The sequence below is a fragment of the Marinomonas sp. KMM3893 genome, from assembly GCF_004352855.1.
Taxonomy (GTDB): Bacteria; Pseudomonadota; Gammaproteobacteria; order Pseudomonadales; family Marinomonadaceae; genus Marinomonas; species Marinomonas arenicola.
Genome location: NZ_SJSC01000001.1, coordinates 160870 through 177227, shown reverse-complemented (window position 1 = coordinate 177227; position 16358 = coordinate 160870). Strand labels below are relative to the sequence as shown.

Sequence of the window (16358 nt, the reverse complement as noted above, 5' to 3'; positions counted from 1 at the left end):
CGTGTTTTACAGCTTTTCAACCTGATAGCCGCTGGCTTCTAGCTGGGCTAATAATCCATCTGGCCCCGCAAGGTGCATGGCCCCAACCATGACAAATTCCGTGCTGCTGTCATTTAGCATGGCTTCGATTTGCGGCAACCAATGCTTGTTTCGCGCAACCAATAGTTCTTCGTATATCTCTGGGTAGTCTTCTTTAAAGTCGGTAATGGTTGCCTCAGCCATGGCGATCATATTGCCATCGCGCCAACTTTTTCTTAGTACGTCAATGGTATTGGGCATGTCTTCTATGTCTTGCAGAGAATAATCTATCATCTCGCTTTCGTCGCCTTCCCCTATGCTTTCTAGTACATCAATCTGGTCTTGAGGGGCTTCTAGCCAGCCTTGATGTTTGTGGTCGAGGGTGGCTTTTGCTGAATAATATTGGTCTACGCCTTCGCTGGTGAATCCTAAGGATTGCAATTCCATCACGCTGAGCGTCATCGCGATTAAGCTCGGCTTCAAAGGGGCAATTTTGTCCATGGGAATATGGCGCGCTTCTAGAAAGCGGGCGAGGGCTTGGTAAGTCTCTGGCTTTAGAACTTGGTCAATGGTGGTGCCGTCGGAATAGGAGAGTTGGCTGACCATTTTTTGCTGAAATTCACGAGAATTTATGGTGTTAATGTCTGTTTCGAAAATGACCTTATCCGAGGCGCGGTAAGCTTCATCATAGGCCGTCGGAAGTGGGTAGTCATCGGGAGATAAAATATGAATAGTGCCGCCTAAATATAATGCATTGTTACCTGACATAACCTTCCAGACCGATGCTGCTTGGGTTTGAAACGCCGCGGCGGCAAAAAGGGTTAGACCACATTTTTTAATGAATGACATCGCTTTTACTCGTAATGGTGGCATAAAGAAAAGCAGCATAGCCCGAATTGAAGGGTGGGAGCAATTGGCATAGGGCGTTTGCGAGGAGTTACCTTATTAATAGGAATTGACCAAAAGGATGGTATTATTTGTGCTCTTTCATTGCGTCTTTTTTAAACGGCGCTTCGTTCTTTTAAGGTCTATCTAACCCCATATGAATACTGATTTTGTTTCTATTGGTCTAACAAACCCGAAAAGTACCTCTAACGTTGGCTCGGTTATGCGTGCCGCTGGCTGTTATCAAGTGGATCAAGTCTTGTACTCTGGCCAGCGCTACGACCGCGCGGCTAAATTGTCGACAGACACGAAGAAGGCCCATGTATCCATTCCTTTAATTAACATAGCGTCACTTAGTCTGGACGAATTGATTGATGCGGTGGATGCACAGACAAAAATTGTGTGTGTGGATCTAATCCAAGGGGCGACGCCTTTGCCGGCATTTGAACACCCTGAAAAGGCGCTGTATGTGTTTGGCCCAGAAGATGGCACCATCAGCCAGAAAGTCGTAGATCGTGCGGATCATGTGGTGTTTGTGCCTACAATAGGTTGCATGAATTTGGCCGCCTCGGTGAATGTTGTCTTGTACGATCGCTTAGCAAAATCCTCTCGTGCGGTGGCCGATGATGAGCTGATTCGTAGCAGTAAAGACGTGAATAACAATGTTAAAGTGCGCACCAAGCGCGCTTAGTGTGTTGCTGTTTTAGCGGAGACATGAATGCGTTATCAAGGGATTAAGGTTACTATTATCACGGGCTTTTTAGGGGCAGGTAAAACCACCTTAATTCGTGACTTGTTAGCGCAAGCGCCAGCCTATGAGCGTTGGGCTGTGCTGGTCAATGAATTTGGTGAAATTGGGTTGGATGGCGCCTTACTGAGCGATAGTGGCGTGGCGATTAAGGAAGTCCCCGGAGGCTGTGTTTGCTGTACGACCTCGGCGGCGTTTGCTCAGGGATTAAACCAACTGATACGTGAGCAAAACCCTGACCGAATTCTGATTGAGCCTTCCGGATTAGGGCATCCGCGACAAATTATTGACTCGTTAAAGACACCAAAATATCAAGATGTCTTGTTGGTCACTGGGGCATTTTGTGTGCTCGATGCGCGCAACCTAGCCGATGAACGCTACACACGACATGCGATTTTTAACGATCAGCTAGAGTGTGCTAATGTCTTGGTGGCAAGCCATGTGTCAGCATACCGCGAAGCGGATACAAAGAGATTGATGCGCTATTGCCAATCTCGAGGGTTGCAGCCAGAACAACTGGTGATGAAGGACCCTATGTCCCTTTTAGAGTCAGATCTAGACCCTTGTTTGATCGTAGCGCAGGGGGTTGTCGATACGACCAACGCAACGCATGATAGCCACGACCACGACCACGACCACGACCACGACCACGACCACGACCACGACCACGACCACGACCACGACCACGACCACGACCACGACCACGACCACGGTGACAGGCCCTCTCAAGCACTGGTAGGCAAAGCAAGTGACCATTACGTGAAGCAGCAAGAAGGAATGAAGGTCATGGGATGGCAATGGCCACAAGGTCGTATTTTTGATGAAAGCCAATTGCGCAATGGTCTGGATGCATTAATGGGCGACCCAGGGATCTATCGTATTAAGGGGGTTTTTGCCCTAGATCGACAGCAGGCGCTTTTTGTTAATGCCTCTAGGGGTGTTTTATCTATGAAAATGTCACCTTGGTATCAAACGAGTCGCTGCGAGGTGATTGGTGTTGATGAAAGTAGTTGGTCGCAAAAAATCCTAGAATTTGTGTCTAAAATTCATTAAATACCGGATAACATCTTATTTATAGTCTTCTTTATGTTGTTTTCTTATGGCTGTTAATAACAGAAAAAATCACCACTGATTAATTTTGTCATTAATCTTGGTGTCTTTTGTTATTGAGAGAATCGAGCCGATGGACGACCCTTTCTACCATAGAACTGGGTTTGTTTACCGAACCGAGGCACGATAAAAACAATAAGAGGTTATAGGCTATGCCTGAATATAAAGCACCCATACGTGATATTAAATTTGTGACTGAAGAGCTATTGGATATCAATGCTCATTATGCAAATTTACCCGGTGGCGAAGAAGCGACGCCTGATATGGTGTCGGCGATTTTAGAAGAAGGCGCCAAATTTGCAGAGCGCGTTTTGTCCCCTCTTAATCGCATTGGTGACCAGCAAGGTTGTCAGTTTAACGACGGCGTTGTTACCACGCCTGATGGTTTTAAAGAAGCCTATCAGCAATATGTCGAAGGCGGCTGGCCTTCTTTGTCTCATCCTGAAGAGGTGGGTGGACAAGGTCTTCCCGATTCATTGGGCATGATGATCACGGAAATGATCGCGACGGCTAACTGGTCTTGGGGCATGTACCCAGGCTTGAGCCATGGTGCTATGAATACCATTGAGCAGCATGGTACAGAAGAGCAAAAGCAAACCTATTTAACCAAATTGGTGTCCGGTGAATGGACCGGCACCATGTGTTTGACTGAGCCGCATTGTGGTACGGATTTGGGCATGCTTAAAACCAAAGCTGAGCCAAATTCAGACGGCAGTTATGCATTGTCAGGCACGAAGATCTTCATCTCCGCGGGTGAGCATGATATGGCAGGCAACATTGTTCATATCGTGTTGGCTCGACTGCCAGATGCGCCAGCGGGCACCAAAGGCATCTCATTATTTATTGTCCCGAAATTCAATGTCACAGAAGCCGGCGATATCGGTGATCGTAACCAGGTTGCGTGTGGTTCTATCGAACATAAAATGGGCATTCATGGCAATGCCACTTGTGTGATGAACTTTGATGGCGCCAAAGGCTTTCTGATTGGCGAACCTAATCGCGGCCTTAATTGCATGTTTACTTTTATGAACACGGCGCGCCTAGGTACTGCACTGCAAGGTCTTGCGCATTCTGAATGGGCATTACAAAACTCCGTTGCTTACGCGAAAGATCGTCTGCAAATGCGCTCTTTGTCTGGACCGAAAGCCCCAGAGAAAGCCGCTGACCCTATCATAGTCCATCCTGATGTTCGCCGTATGCTGCTGACGCAAAAAGCGTTCGCGGAAGGCGGTCGAGCAATGATCCATTACTGTTCTTTGTTGGTGGATAAAACCAAGCGAGGCAACGCAGAAGAAAAAGCCGAAGCGGATGAGTTGATGTCCCTGTTGACGCCTATTGCTAAAGCCTTTTTAACAGAAACTGGGTTTGAGTCTGCTAACCAAGGTCTCCAAGTGTTTGGTGGTCATGGCTATATTGCTGAGTGGGGCATGGAGCAAAACGTTCGTGATTGCCGCATTGCTATGTTGTATGAAGGCACCACAGGCATTCAAGCGTTGGATTTATTGGGTCGAAAAGTGCTGATGACCCAAGGGGCGACACTTCGCCGATTCACTAAAATTATTCACAAATTCTGCAAAGAGCACAAAGGCGACAAACGCTTCAAATCGTATATTTCCGCGCTAGACAAGGTCAATAGTGAGTGGGGCGATCTCACCATGAAAATTGGCATGAAAGCGATGCGTAATAAAGACGAAGTGGGGGCGGCATCGGTGGATTATTTGATGTTCTCTGGTTATGTCGTATTGGCGTATTTCTGGGCTCGTATGGCGATTACGGCGCAAACCAAATTAGACCAAGGTTCGGATGAAGTGGGTTTCTATACAGCGAAGCTGCAAACCGCGACCTTCTACTACGAGCGTTTATTGCCACGTACTCGAGCGCATGCCGAAGCCATGTTGTCTGGAGCGGATAACTTGTTGTCCATGGATGAAGAGAACTTTCTCTTCCTGAACGCTTAAGCTAAACCTAATTAAAGACTAAAGCGCGTTCATTTTATCTAAGGTGAGCGCTCAACAAACGAATAAAAACAGACTAGACTAAGAGGGTGACATAATGAGTGAAGTTAAAGCTGTATTTGATGATATGGTAAGCCGCTTTGATGCTGATCAAGCAGACGGAATGGACGCTGTTTTTCAGTTTAATATGGAAGAAGGCACAAGTTATTATTTAGCCATCGATGATGGTGAATGCGCGTTAGGGGAAGGGGATCATGATGACCCTACTGTTACGCTAGAAATGGATTTAGATACGCTAAAAAGCGTGATGACAGGTGAATTAGACGGCATGGCTGCTTTTATGCAGGGCAAGATTCGTGCTGATGGGGACATAATGTTGGCCACTAAGCTGACGCAAATATTCCCTCAGTAGTAGTCTAAATTAGCGCTTCGAATAGTGATAACCCGAGAGCATATTCTGCGCTCGGGTATTTTAGATGATGCTTAATTCTCCTAACAAAAAAAATAACTGGAGTAATCAATGCAGACCGAAAATGTCTCTACTAGCTACAAAGAACCTGGAAGCTATATCCCAGAGTCTCTTAACCCCCACCATTACACGTCTTTATTAGATGTGTTGAATGCTTCTTGTCAAAAGTTCGGCAATAAACCTGCGTTTACGAGTGTTGGCTGTACGATTTCTTACGCCGATTTAGCGCAAAAATCTGACCAGTTTGCCGCGTATTTACAACATCATACCGACTTAAAACCGGGTGATCGTATTGCCGTGCAATTGCCGAATGTCGTGCAATACCCAGTGGTGGTATTTGGCGCCATGAAAGCGGGCATGATTGTGGTGAATACCAACCCACTTTATTCTCCGAAAGAGCTTGAGCATCAGTTTAATGATGCAGAGGTGAAAGCGCTGGTGGTGTTCGCCAACATGGCCAGCCATGTGGAAAAAATTCTTCATAAAACCTCCATCAAACATCTGATCATTACGCAGATTGCTGATTTTCACAGCGCGCCTAAGCGTATCTTGATTAACTCAGTTGTTAAGTACGTGAAAAAAATGGTGCCTGCGTATCACTTGCCAAACGCCATCACGTTAAATCAGGCGTTAGAAAAAGGCATGGGCAAAACGGTGACAGCAGTGGAAACGCACGCTGGCGACATCGCCGTCTTACAGTACACAGGGGGAACAACCGGCGTCGCGAAAGGGGCGATGCTGACGCATGCTAACCTGTTGTCAAACATGCATCAGCTGAGTTTCAGGCTGCAAGATGTGCTAGAAGAGGGTCAAGAAACCTTTATTGCGCCTCTGCCTCTGTATCATATTTACGCCTTTTTGATTCATGGTTTGACCATGATCGAAGCGGGTGGCCATTCTGTATTGATCCCGAATCCAAGAGACATTCCAGGCTTTATTAAAGAGCTTAAAAAGTGGAAGTTTACCGGTTTTGTGGGGTTGAACACCTTGTTTGTTGGGCTCTGCAATAAGCCAGAGTTTGCTGCGTTGGATTTCTCTGGACTGAAAATCACCTGTTCTGGCGGTATGCCATTGACGCACTCGGCGGCAAATCACTGGAAAGAGATTACGGGTTGCACCGTTGTCGAGGGGTACGGTTTAACAGAGACATCGCCTGTTGTGTCGTTTAACCCATGCGGACAAGAGCGTATTGGCACCATAGGGCTGCCGGTCGATGAAACCGACATTAAGATACAAGATGAAGATGGCAATGTGGTTGCGCAAGGTGAGGCTGGCATGTTGTGTGTTCGAGGCCCACAAGTGATGAAAGGCTACTGGTTGCGTCCAGAGGCCACGGCAGAAGTCATGACGCCAGACGGTTTCTTGATGACCGGCGACATTGCGATAGAGCATCCTGATGGCTATTTGCAGATTGTTGATCGCGCGAAAGACATGATCATAGTGTCTGGTTTTAACGTCTACCCAACGGAAGTGGAAGAGTGCTTATCGAGTCATCCTGATATTCTAGAATCCGCCGCCATTGGTGTGCCAGATGATAAAACAGGTGAGGCAGTGAAAGCCTTTATTACCTTGAGAGGCGGCCTGACCTCGTTGGATATGCCGGAGCTACGAGCGTATTGCAAAGAAAATTTGGCGGCTTATAAAGTGCCAAAATACATTGAAATTCGTCAGGAGTTGCCGAAAACGAACGTCGGGAAAGTATTGCGTCGAGCGTTGCGTGATGAAAAAGCTTAACGGAAGGAGCGCACTATGTCGCAGCCTAAACGTGAGCGAATGCATCGACGTAACATAATATCAGAAGGGTATTTACGAGAAGACGGGCTGTGGGACATCGAAGCCCGTATGATCGACCTGAAAACATACGATGTGTATAGAGAGTTTGATGGCAGCCGAGTTCCACAAGGCTCGCCATTTCATGATATTAGCGTCAAGCTGACCCTAGATGATCAGTTTCTTATCCATGCGATAGAGGTGGATATGTCGGCGTTCCCTTTTCCTTCTTGCGGTGGCGCAGAGCCGAGCTTTGATCAAATAAAAGGCACGCGCATTGGCCCTGGCTGGAATCGCTGGTTAAAGAAAACCTTTGCCGGCAAGGTGGGTTGCACGCATGTTTTGGAGCTGTTGCCGGTGGCGGCCACCACAGCGTTTCAAACCATGTGGCAGCCATTAGCCAAAAAATACCCAGCTGCCGTGCCCAAGGCGTTAATCGGGTTAGTCAATACCTGCCATGGTTGGTCAGAAGATGGCCCTATGGTGCAAAAGCTAGTTGAAGAGCAAATTATTCAACTGCCTGATAAGGAGTAATCGGTGAGCGAATTTGTTAGAGAAAGTGTCGAATCAGGCGTGCAAATATTGTGTCTTAATCGACCTCACAAAAAAAACGCCGTGACCATCGATATGTATCAGGCGCTATCCGATGCATTGCATAAAGCAGAAGCGGACCCGTCCATTAAAGTGACTTTGATTCATGGCGAAGGCGCGGATTTCTCTTCGGGTAATGACATCAATGAGTTTGTGCAAATAGCTCAGACGCCAGAAAAAATGTCCCCAGTAATGGCTTTTTTACAAACGCTAACCATTTATAAAAAACCATTAATCGCTGGAGTAGAAGGGCGAGCCGTCGGTGTGGGTGCCACCATGTTGCTGCATTGCGACATGGTGCTGGCCGCAAGAGACAGCCGTTTTCAGTTTCCTTTTGTGCAACTAGGGCTGGTGCCTGAAGCGGCATCGAGTCATTTATTGCCATTGCTGATAGGGCACCAAAAAGCGTTTGAAAAACTGATTTTGGGCGAAGTCTTTGGCAGTGAAGAAGCCTTAGACATGGGCATGTTAAACCATCTTTGTGAGTCTGGTGAGGCATTTGATATGGCGTTGGCTTATGCCAACAAAATTGCTGCATTACCGGTTGAGGCCGTGACCTTAAGCAAAGACTTATTAAAGTATCGCGCACAAGATGACATACAAATGGCGTTGATGCGTGAAGGGCGTATATTCAAAGATAGGCTAGCGTCAGCAGAGGCTCGGCAGGCTTTTATGGCGTTTCTTTCTCGGGGTAAAACCTAATTATTAGGTGCCTTTTGTAATGAGTAAGCCTTATCCAAGTGGATAAGGCTTTTTTGTTTGTGCTTGGTTTTCTGTCTATGCGCTTTAAAGATTGTGTCAGATACGTTCAAGAATTAACCATTTTTCTTTTGGGTGGTTTTTTTTGTTAGTTAACTGAGGCTTTTTTGTTATTGATGAAAATCGCCCGCAAACTAGTATTAGGGTATCAGCAATCAAGTGACGTACCGCGTGTGTTCATCCATGTAGGTAAACAGAATCAAACAAGTCATTAGAATCAGTTGAACTTAAATGACAGAGCTTAATGATAAATGTGAGGGACTTATGAAAATTTTAGTATCCGTTAAACGGGTCATTGACTACAACGTTAAAGTTCGCGTCAAAGCCGATCAGTCATCGGTTGATTTAACCAATGTCAAAATGTCCATGAACCCTTTCTGTGAAATCGCTGTAGAAGAAGCGATTCGATTAAAAGAAAAAGGCGTAGCGGATGAAATCGTCGTTGTGACGGTAGGCTCTAAAGCATGCCAAGAAACATTGCGTACCGCACTGGCGTTAGGCGCAGATCGCGCCATTCAAGTAGAAGCAGAAGATGGGCTGGATTCTTTGTCGGTTGCTAAATTGTTAGCGGCGGTGGCGAAAGAAGAAAGCGCCGATCTTATTATCATGGGCAAGCAGTCCATTGATTCAGACAATAACCAAACGGGTCAAATGGTTGCCGCTTTGTTGGATTATCCGCAAGCGACCTTTGCCTCTGAAGTGGTTATTGAAAATGGTGAAGCGCAAGTGACTCGTGAAACAGACGGTGGCTTACAAACTTTGTCGGTGACTTTGCCTGCGGTTATTACCACGGATCTACGTTTGAACGAGCCACGTTTCGCGTCTTTGCCAAATATTATGAAAGCGAAGAGAAAGCCATTGGATGTGAAAACAGTCAGTGATCTGGGCGTGACCGTAGGGTGCAATGTGAGTGTGGTTTCGGTAACCGCGCCACCAGAGCGTGCAGCAGGTATCAAAGTAGGTTCAGTAGCAGAATTGGTCGAAAAACTTAAAAACGAAGCGAAGGTGATCTCATGAGCGTTTTAGTCTTAGCGGAACATGATAACAAGTCTTTAAAGCCAGCGACGTTAAACACTGTGATGGCGGCGACGCAAATTGATGCGGATGTACATCTGCTGATCGCAGGCTTTGAATGCCAAACCGTGGTTGAGCAAGCCTCGAAAGTAGCAGGCGTGACCAAAGTATTGGTCGCTGACAACGCGGCTTATGAGCATCAACTAGCAGAGAATATATCAAAATTGCTAGTCGAAATGGCTGGGGATTACAGCCATATAGCAGCGCCAACCACCACCACGGGTAAGAACACCATGCCTCGTGTTGCCGCATTGTTGGATGTTTCTCAATTGTCTGATGTGATCAAGGTTGTGTCAGCAGATACCTTTGTACGTCCTATTTACGCAGGCAATGCCATCGCTACCGTGACCTCGACCGATACGATCAAAGTATTGACCGTGCGCATTACTGGTTTTGATGCAGTAGCCTCAGAAGGAGGAAACGCAGAGCGCCAAGTGCTTTCACAGGTTATTGCGGCTGATAAGAGTCGTTTTGTGAGTGAGCAATTGGCAGAGTCCGATCGACCTGAATTGACATCAGCAAGCGTTGTTGTTTCTGGTGGCCGTGGCATGGGCAATGGCGATAATTTCAAAATTCTTGAAGGCGTAGCCGACAAGCTGGGCGCTGCGATTGGTGCGTCACGCGCCGCAGTAGACGCAGGGTTCGTACCGAATGATTTGCAAGTTGGGCAAACGGGTAAGACGGTTGCGCCGGATTTGTACATCGCCGTAGGCATTTCTGGGGCGATTCAGCATTTGGCGGGCATGAAAGGTTCTAAGGTCATTGTCGCCATCAATAAAGACGAAGAGGCGCCAATTTTTCAAGTGGCAGACTATGGCTTGGTAGCGGATTTGTTCGATGCCATCCCTGAACTTGAAAACAGCCTTTAATAGCTTGGCTTAAGGCCAAGGAACAGATTCTTAATACTGGTTTGCAGTGACGTTTCTTTAAAAACGCGCTGCAATCACAATAAAAACAAATGGAGACCAGCATGATATTCGAAGGGCAAGCCGTAAAAGTCGCAATGGACGACGCTGGGGTGGCAACTGTCACACTGGATTTGGTGGGCGAATCGGTCAATAAATTCAACAGTGTCACCTTGAATGAATTGGCTGAGGCCGTTTCTATTCTTAAGCATACTGATGATTTGCAAGGGGTGATCTTTGCCAGCGCAAAAGACGTTTTTGTGGTGGGCGCAGACATCACCGAATTTACTTCTTGGTTCAAACTAGAAGACGAAGAGTTAACCGACAAACTGCGTCACGCGCACAGTATTTTTAACGACATATCACACCTATGTTGCCCAACCGTAGCGGCGATTAATGGCATCGCATTGGGTGGTGGCATGGAGTTGTGTTTGGCGTGTGATTACCGAGTCATGGCAGAGACCGCTAAAATTGGTTTGCCAGAAACTCAGCTGGGTATTTACCCAGGTTGGGGCGGCACGGTTCGTCTTCCTCGTTTGATCGGGGCGGATAATGCGTGTGAATGGATTTGTGGCGGCGCGCAAAAACGCAGTGCTGATGCCTTAAAAGATGGCGCAGTAGATGCGGTTGTTGCCGCAGATAAAGTACAAGAATCAGCACGACACCTGATCCAGCAAGTGCTGGATGGTAAGTTGAATTACCGTTGTCGCCGTGACGAATTGCGCGCGCCAATGCAATTCTCTCCTATCGAAAAAATGATGGTGTTTGAATCGGTTCGTGGTGTGGTTGGTGCTAAAGCCGGTAAACATTACCCAGCGCCAATGGCGGCCATCAAAACCATCGAAAAAGGCATTAGCCAAGAGATGGAAAAAGCCCTTGAAACAGAGATTAAAGGCTTTGTTAAATTGGCCAAAGGCCCAGTGGCAGAATCTTTGGTTAACTTGTTCTTGAGCGACCAAGCGATTAAGAAAAGTGCTGGCAAGTATGCGAAAAACGCAACGCCAGTGAAGCAAGCCGCAGTATTGGGTGCGGGTATCATGGGGGGCGGTGTCGCGTATCAATCCGCGTCTAAAGGCACACCTATCATTATGAAAGACATTCGACCAGAAGCGTTAGAGCTTGGGTTGAGTGAAGCCAATAAACTCTTTAATGGCCAAATTGAACGTGGTCGTTTGACTGCCGCTAAAGCGCTTAAAGCAATGAATGGCATTACGCCTGCGTTGAGTTATGGCGAATTTGCGCATGTTGATCTTGTTGTTGAAGCCGTCGTAGAAAACGTCAATGTCAAAAAATCGGTATTAGCAGAAACAGAAAAATACCTTGCTGACGATGCGATTCTGGCCTCTAACACCTCAACCATTTCGATTACCGAATTGGCGAAGGATCTAAAACGCCCAGAAAACTTCTGTGGTATGCACTTCTTTAACCCTGTTCACCGTATGCCTCTGGTTGAAGTAATTCGCGGTGAAAAATCCAGTGACGAAGCGATTGCCAAAACCGTTGCTTACGCACAAGCCATGGGCAAAACGCCTATCGTGGTAAATGATTGCCCAGGTTTCTTGGTCAACCGTGTGTTGTTCCCTTATTTCGCGGGCTTCTCTTTGATGATGAAAGAAGGCGCCGATTTCCAACTCGTGGATAAAACCATGGAACGTTTTGGCTGGCCAATGGGGCCTGCTTATTTGTTGGATGTGGTTGGGGTTGATACGGCGTTTCATGCGGATCAAGTGATGGCAGAAGGCTTCCCTGATCGAATGAAGCACGAGGGCATTAATGCGGTCGATTGCTTGTTTAAACTAGAGCGTTTTGGACAGAAAAATGGCAAAGGCTTTTATGCCTATGAGCCAGACCGTAAAGGCAAGCCGAAGAAAATCTTTGATGCCGACATTATTGAGATTTTAGCGCCAACGGTAGCGTCTCATACAGAGCTATCAGAAGAGGATATTATCGCTCGAATGATGATTCCATTGTGTATTGAAACGGCGCGTTGCTTGGAAGAAAACATAGTGGCGTCTGCGGCGGAAGCTGACATGGGATTGATCTACGGTATTGGTTTCCCTCCATACCTTGGTGGTGCCTTGCACTATCTAGACCAAATGGGACTGCAGGCATTTTGTGAGCTTGCAGACAAATACAGCCACTTAGGTAAGTTGTACGAGCCCACCGCGAGAATGCGTGAAATGGCAACCAACAACGAAACTTATTACGGCAATTAATTACCCTAGGTCAGAATAGGATAGAGGAGAATATCGATGAAATTGAATCCAAATGATGTCGTAATTATCGACGCAGTTCGTTCACCAATGGGTAAAACGAAAAATGGTGTGTTTCGCAATGTGCGCGCAGAAAACTTATCTGCCGAATTGGTCAAAGCCTTGTTTAAGCGAAACCCAGATGTAGACCCTAAAGACGTAGAAGATCTAATTTGGGGGTGCGTTAACCAAACCCTAGAACAAGGTTTTAACATGGCGCGTGCGGTATCGTTATTGGCCGGATTGCCGATCACAACGGCCGCGCAAACGGTAAACCGTTTATGTGGTTCGTCGATGTCGGCGATTCACACCGCGTCCCAAGCCATTATGACAGGTCAAGGTGATGTGTTCGTTGTGGGCGGCGTTGAGCACATGGGGCATGTGAACATGATGCACGGGGTCGATGTGAACCCTGCGTTGTCAAAACACATGGCGAAAGCCTCCATGATGATGGGTGTAACGGCAGAAATGCTGGGCAAAATGCACGGTGTAAGCCGAGAAGCACAAGACGCGTTCGCCGTGCGCTCTCATCGCTTAGCACACGAAGCCACCTTACAAGGTCGCTTTGACAATGAGCTGGTGGCCATTGAAGGGCACGATGCACTGGGCAATAAAATCCTAGTGGAAGTGGACGAAGTGATTCGCCCAGAAACCTCCATGGAATCGCTGGCCGGCTTGAAACCTGTGTTTATGCCTAAAGTTGGCACAGTAACGGCGGGTACGTCTTCGGCGTTATCCGATGGCGCGTCAGCCATGCTGATGATGTCAGCGAAGAAAGCCGAAGAGCTTGGGCTAACACCGATTGCCCGAGTGCGTAGTATGGCGGTAGCGGGTTGTGATCCAGCGATCATGGGTTATGGGCCTGTGCCGGCGACTAAGAAAGCGCTTAAACGTGCAGGTTTGACGATTGACGATATTGATATTGTTGAGTTGAACGAAGCCTTTGCCGCGCAATCTATTCCTGTTCTGAAAGACTTGAAACTGATTGATCTGGTTGATCAGAAAGTGAATTTGAATGGTGGTGCGATTGCCCTTGGTCATCCTCTAGGTTGTTCAGGAACGCGTATTTCCACTACCTTGCTGAACGTCATGCGTGACAAAGATGCCACGCTCGGGCTTGCGACCATGTGTATTGGCATGGGTCAGGGTATTGCCACAGTGTTTGAACGTATCTAGCTTTTTTGCAGAGTGCCCCCGCGCTCTAGGATTCTCTTTTTTTAGCCTCGCTTTTGCGGGGCTTTTTTTTGGACTGAACCTCGCCTTTTCCAATTTGTGATAGGCACTGATAGAGTGATTGGCTATGCTGGAAGAGCAGTTTAGAAAAGGCGTAGATTAGATGGCTATCGCTCTATTAGTTTTAATTTATTAGATGTGAAAAACAAATAGGGATATAACTATGGGTAAGAGATGCCAAACGTGATGATTAAACACGATCACACGAAAGAATATTAAAGAAAGCAAAGCAGGAGAGCAGTATGTCTAACGAAGGTAAGTGTCCATTTGGTCACACAGCACCGGTTTCTAATCAATCAGCGGGCCGTGGTACATCCAATAAAGATTGGTGGCCTAATCAATTAAATATCAACATTCTTCACCAGCATTCAGCGAAATCCAATCCAATGGGTGATGATTTTGATTACCCAAAAGCATTCAATAGTCTTGATTTGGCGGCCCTTAAAAAAGATTTAACCGATCTAATGACAGATTCTCAAGATTGGTGGCCAGCCGATTACGGCCATTATGGTCCTCAATTTATCCGTATGGCATGGCACAGTGCGGGTACTTACCGAACAGCCGATGGCCGTGGCGGCGCAACGTCTGGTTCACAGCGTTTTGCTCCTTTAAACAGCTGGCCTGACAACGTTAACATCGATAAATCGCGTCGTTTGCTTTGGCCAATTAAGCAAAAATACGGCAGCAAAATTTCGTGGGCCGATTTGCTGATCCTAGCTGGTAACGTTGCTCTAGAATCGATGGGCTTTAAAACATTGGGCTTTGCCGGTGGTCGTGTTGATGTATGGCAGCCAGAAGAAGACATTTACTGGGGCGCAGAAACAGAGTGGCTAGAAGAAAGCGGCGGTAAAGACAGCCGTTACTCTGGCGAACGTGAACTAGAAAATCCGCTTGCCGCAGTGCAAATGGGCTTGATCTACGTTAACCCTGAAGGCCCAGATGGCAAACCTGACCCATTAGCGTCAGCGTTGGATATTCGTGACACCTTTGGCCGTATGGCGATGAACGACGAAGAAACCGTTGCTTTGATTGCTGGTGGTCACACCTTTGGTAAAGCGCACGGTGCTGGCGATGCCGCGCAAGTTGGACCAGACCCAGAAGCCGCTGACATTACTCAGCAAGGTCTAGGTTGGGCAAATAGCCAAGGCACAGGCAACGGCGCCGATACCATTAGTAGTGGTCTTGAAGGCGCATGGACGAAAAACCCAATCAAATGGGACAACGGCTTCTTTGAAAACTTGTTTGACTACGAGTGGGAACTGACCAAAAGCCCTGCAGGCGCTTGGCAATGGTCGCCAAAAGGGACCGCTGGCTCAAACAGCGTGCCAGACGCTCACGATGCAACAAAACGTCACGCACCAATGATGTTTACGTCTGACATGGCGTTGCGTTTAGATCCGATCTACGGGCCGATATCGAGACGTTTTTACGAGAACCCAGATCAATTAGCGGATGCTTTTGCTCGCGCTTGGTTCAAATTAACCCACCGCGACATGGGGCCTGTGTCTCGTTACTTGGGCGAAGAAGTGCCTTCTGAAGAGTTGATTTGGCAAGACCCGATTCCGGCTGTTACGCATGAATTGGTGAATGAGCAAGATGTGGCGGACTTGAAAGCGACGGTATTAGCGTCCGGTCTAACGGTTTCTCAACTTGTGTCTACCGCATGGGCATCGGCTTCTACTTACCGTGGTTCTGATATGCGCGGTGGGGCAAATGGCGCTCGAATTCGCTTAGCACCACAAAAAGATTGGGCAGTAAATGAGCCTAAGCAACTGGCTAGTGTATTAAGCGTACTAGAAACCATCCGCGCTGAGTTTAATGCGGAGCAGGCTGACGGTAAGCAAATTTCCTTGGCCGATTTGATTGTGTTAGCGGGCAGTGCCGCGGTTGAGAAAGCGGCAAAAGACGCAGGCAAAGAGGTGATCGTGCCTTTCACTCCAGGTCGTGCTGATGCTTCTCAAGAGCAAACCGATGTTGAATCTTTTGATGTGCTTGAGCCAGAAGCAGACGGTTTCCGTAACTACAAAAAAGGCCAGTACACGGTATCAGCAGAAGAAATGTTGGTTGATAAAGCGCAATTATTGACCCTTTCCGCACCAGAAATGACGGTGTTGCTTGGTGGTATGCGTGCCTTGGATGCCAATTTTGAGCAGTCAAAACACGGTGTCTTTACCGATCGCCCTGGTGTGTTAACCAATGACTTCTTTGTGAAATTATTGGATATGGACACCAAATGGTTTGCTCAATCAGATGACCAAGAAGTGTTTGACGGTCGTGATCGTAGAACCGGCAAGATTAAGGCAACGGCAACACGCGTCGACTTAGTATTTGGCTCAAACTCGCAACTAAGAGCCCTTGCAGAAGTGTACGCAAGTTCAGATGCACAGGATCGTTTCGTCAATGAGTTCATTGCAGCTTGGACGAAGGTGATGGAGTTGGATCGTTTCGATCTAGCGTAACCAACATACGTAACTCCTCAAAACCCCGCTTTTAGACCTGAAAGCGGGGTTTTCTTTTTACTTCCTCTTTATTGACTTTATAGCCCCTTCCTCTGTCATCCTTTATGCCAATAATACCATTGACTCGTTA

Annotated in this window: 13 protein-coding genes; 12 read left to right on the top strand and 1 reads right to left on the bottom strand. The window is 47.2% G+C overall.

Features of this window, described 5'->3' with window-relative positions:
• Positions 1 to 6: 6 nt before the first annotated feature.
• Positions 7 to 867, bottom strand: coding sequence for a TraB/GumN family protein (locus tag E0D71_RS00820; RefSeq protein WP_133001409.1), 861 nt, complete (start codon positions 865 to 867; stop codon positions 7 to 9).
• A gap of 193 nt (positions 868 to 1060) precedes the next feature.
• Between E0D71_RS00820 and E0D71_RS00815 the strand changes: the two genes are divergently transcribed.
• The 12 genes from E0D71_RS00815 to katG all read left to right on the top strand — a co-directional run bounded on the left by E0D71_RS00815 (position 1061) and on the right by katG (position 16228).
• On the top strand, positions 1061 to 1594 hold the full coding sequence (locus E0D71_RS00815) for an RNA methyltransferase (protein WP_133001408.1): 534 nt from the start codon (positions 1061 to 1063) through the stop codon (positions 1592 to 1594).
• A 27-nt stretch (positions 1595 to 1621) separates the two neighbouring features.
• Entirely contained in the window at positions 1622 to 2704 is a 1083-nt protein-coding gene (locus tag E0D71_RS00810; RefSeq protein WP_133001407.1) for a CobW family GTP-binding protein, read from the top strand.
• A 209-nt stretch (positions 2705 to 2913) separates the two neighbouring features.
• Positions 2914 to 4719, top strand: coding sequence for an acyl-CoA dehydrogenase C-terminal domain-containing protein (locus tag E0D71_RS00805; protein WP_133001406.1), 1806 nt, complete (start codon positions 2914 to 2916; stop codon positions 4717 to 4719).
• 94 nt (positions 4720 to 4813) lie between these two features.
• On the top strand, positions 4814 to 5128 hold the full coding sequence (locus E0D71_RS00800; protein WP_133001405.1) for an SCP2 sterol-binding domain-containing protein: 315 nt from the start codon (positions 4814 to 4816) through the stop codon (positions 5126 to 5128).
• Between the two features lie 108 nt (positions 5129 to 5236).
• Complete coding sequence (locus tag E0D71_RS00795) at positions 5237 to 6919, top strand: AMP-binding protein (protein WP_133001404.1); 1683 nt, start codon at positions 5237 to 5239, stop codon at positions 6917 to 6919.
• 15 nt (positions 6920 to 6934) lie between these two features.
• Complete coding sequence (locus tag E0D71_RS00790) at positions 6935 to 7489, top strand: DUF2889 domain-containing protein (protein ID WP_133001403.1); 555 nt, start codon at positions 6935 to 6937, stop codon at positions 7487 to 7489.
• Positions 7490 to 7492: 3 nt separating this feature from the next.
• Positions 7493 to 8248: an enoyl-CoA hydratase-related protein gene (locus E0D71_RS00785; protein ID WP_133001402.1), complete on the top strand. Its 756-nt coding sequence runs from the start codon at positions 7493 to 7495 to the stop codon at positions 8246 to 8248.
• 321 nt (positions 8249 to 8569) lie between these two features.
• Complete coding sequence (locus tag E0D71_RS00780; protein ID WP_133001401.1) at positions 8570 to 9322, top strand: electron transfer flavoprotein subunit beta/FixA family protein; 753 nt, start codon at positions 8570 to 8572, stop codon at positions 9320 to 9322.
• Positions 9319 to 10248 (top strand): FAD-binding protein, encoded by a 930-nt coding sequence (locus tag E0D71_RS00775; protein WP_133001400.1) that lies wholly within the window; start codon positions 9319 to 9321, stop codon positions 10246 to 10248. The genes E0D71_RS00780 and E0D71_RS00775 overlap by 4 nt, the downstream gene beginning before the upstream one ends.
• A gap of 101 nt (positions 10249 to 10349) precedes the next feature.
• Complete coding sequence (fadB, locus tag E0D71_RS00770; protein WP_133001399.1) at positions 10350 to 12500, top strand: fatty acid oxidation complex subunit alpha FadB; 2151 nt, start codon at positions 10350 to 10352, stop codon at positions 12498 to 12500.
• Between the two features lie 36 nt (positions 12501 to 12536).
• Positions 12537 to 13712 carry an acetyl-CoA C-acyltransferase FadA gene (gene fadA, locus E0D71_RS00765; protein ID WP_133001398.1) on the top strand — a complete coding sequence of 392 codons (1176 nt, stop codon included), beginning with the start codon at positions 12537 to 12539 and terminating at the stop codon, positions 13710 to 13712.
• Positions 13713 to 14011: 299 nt separating this feature from the next.
• The gene (gene katG, locus E0D71_RS00760) at positions 14012 to 16228 is read left to right on the top strand and encodes a catalase/peroxidase HPI (protein WP_133001397.1); all 2217 of its coding nucleotides are present in this window, start codon (positions 14012 to 14014) and stop codon (positions 16226 to 16228) included.
• The last annotated feature ends 130 nt before the right edge of the window (positions 16229 to 16358 follow it).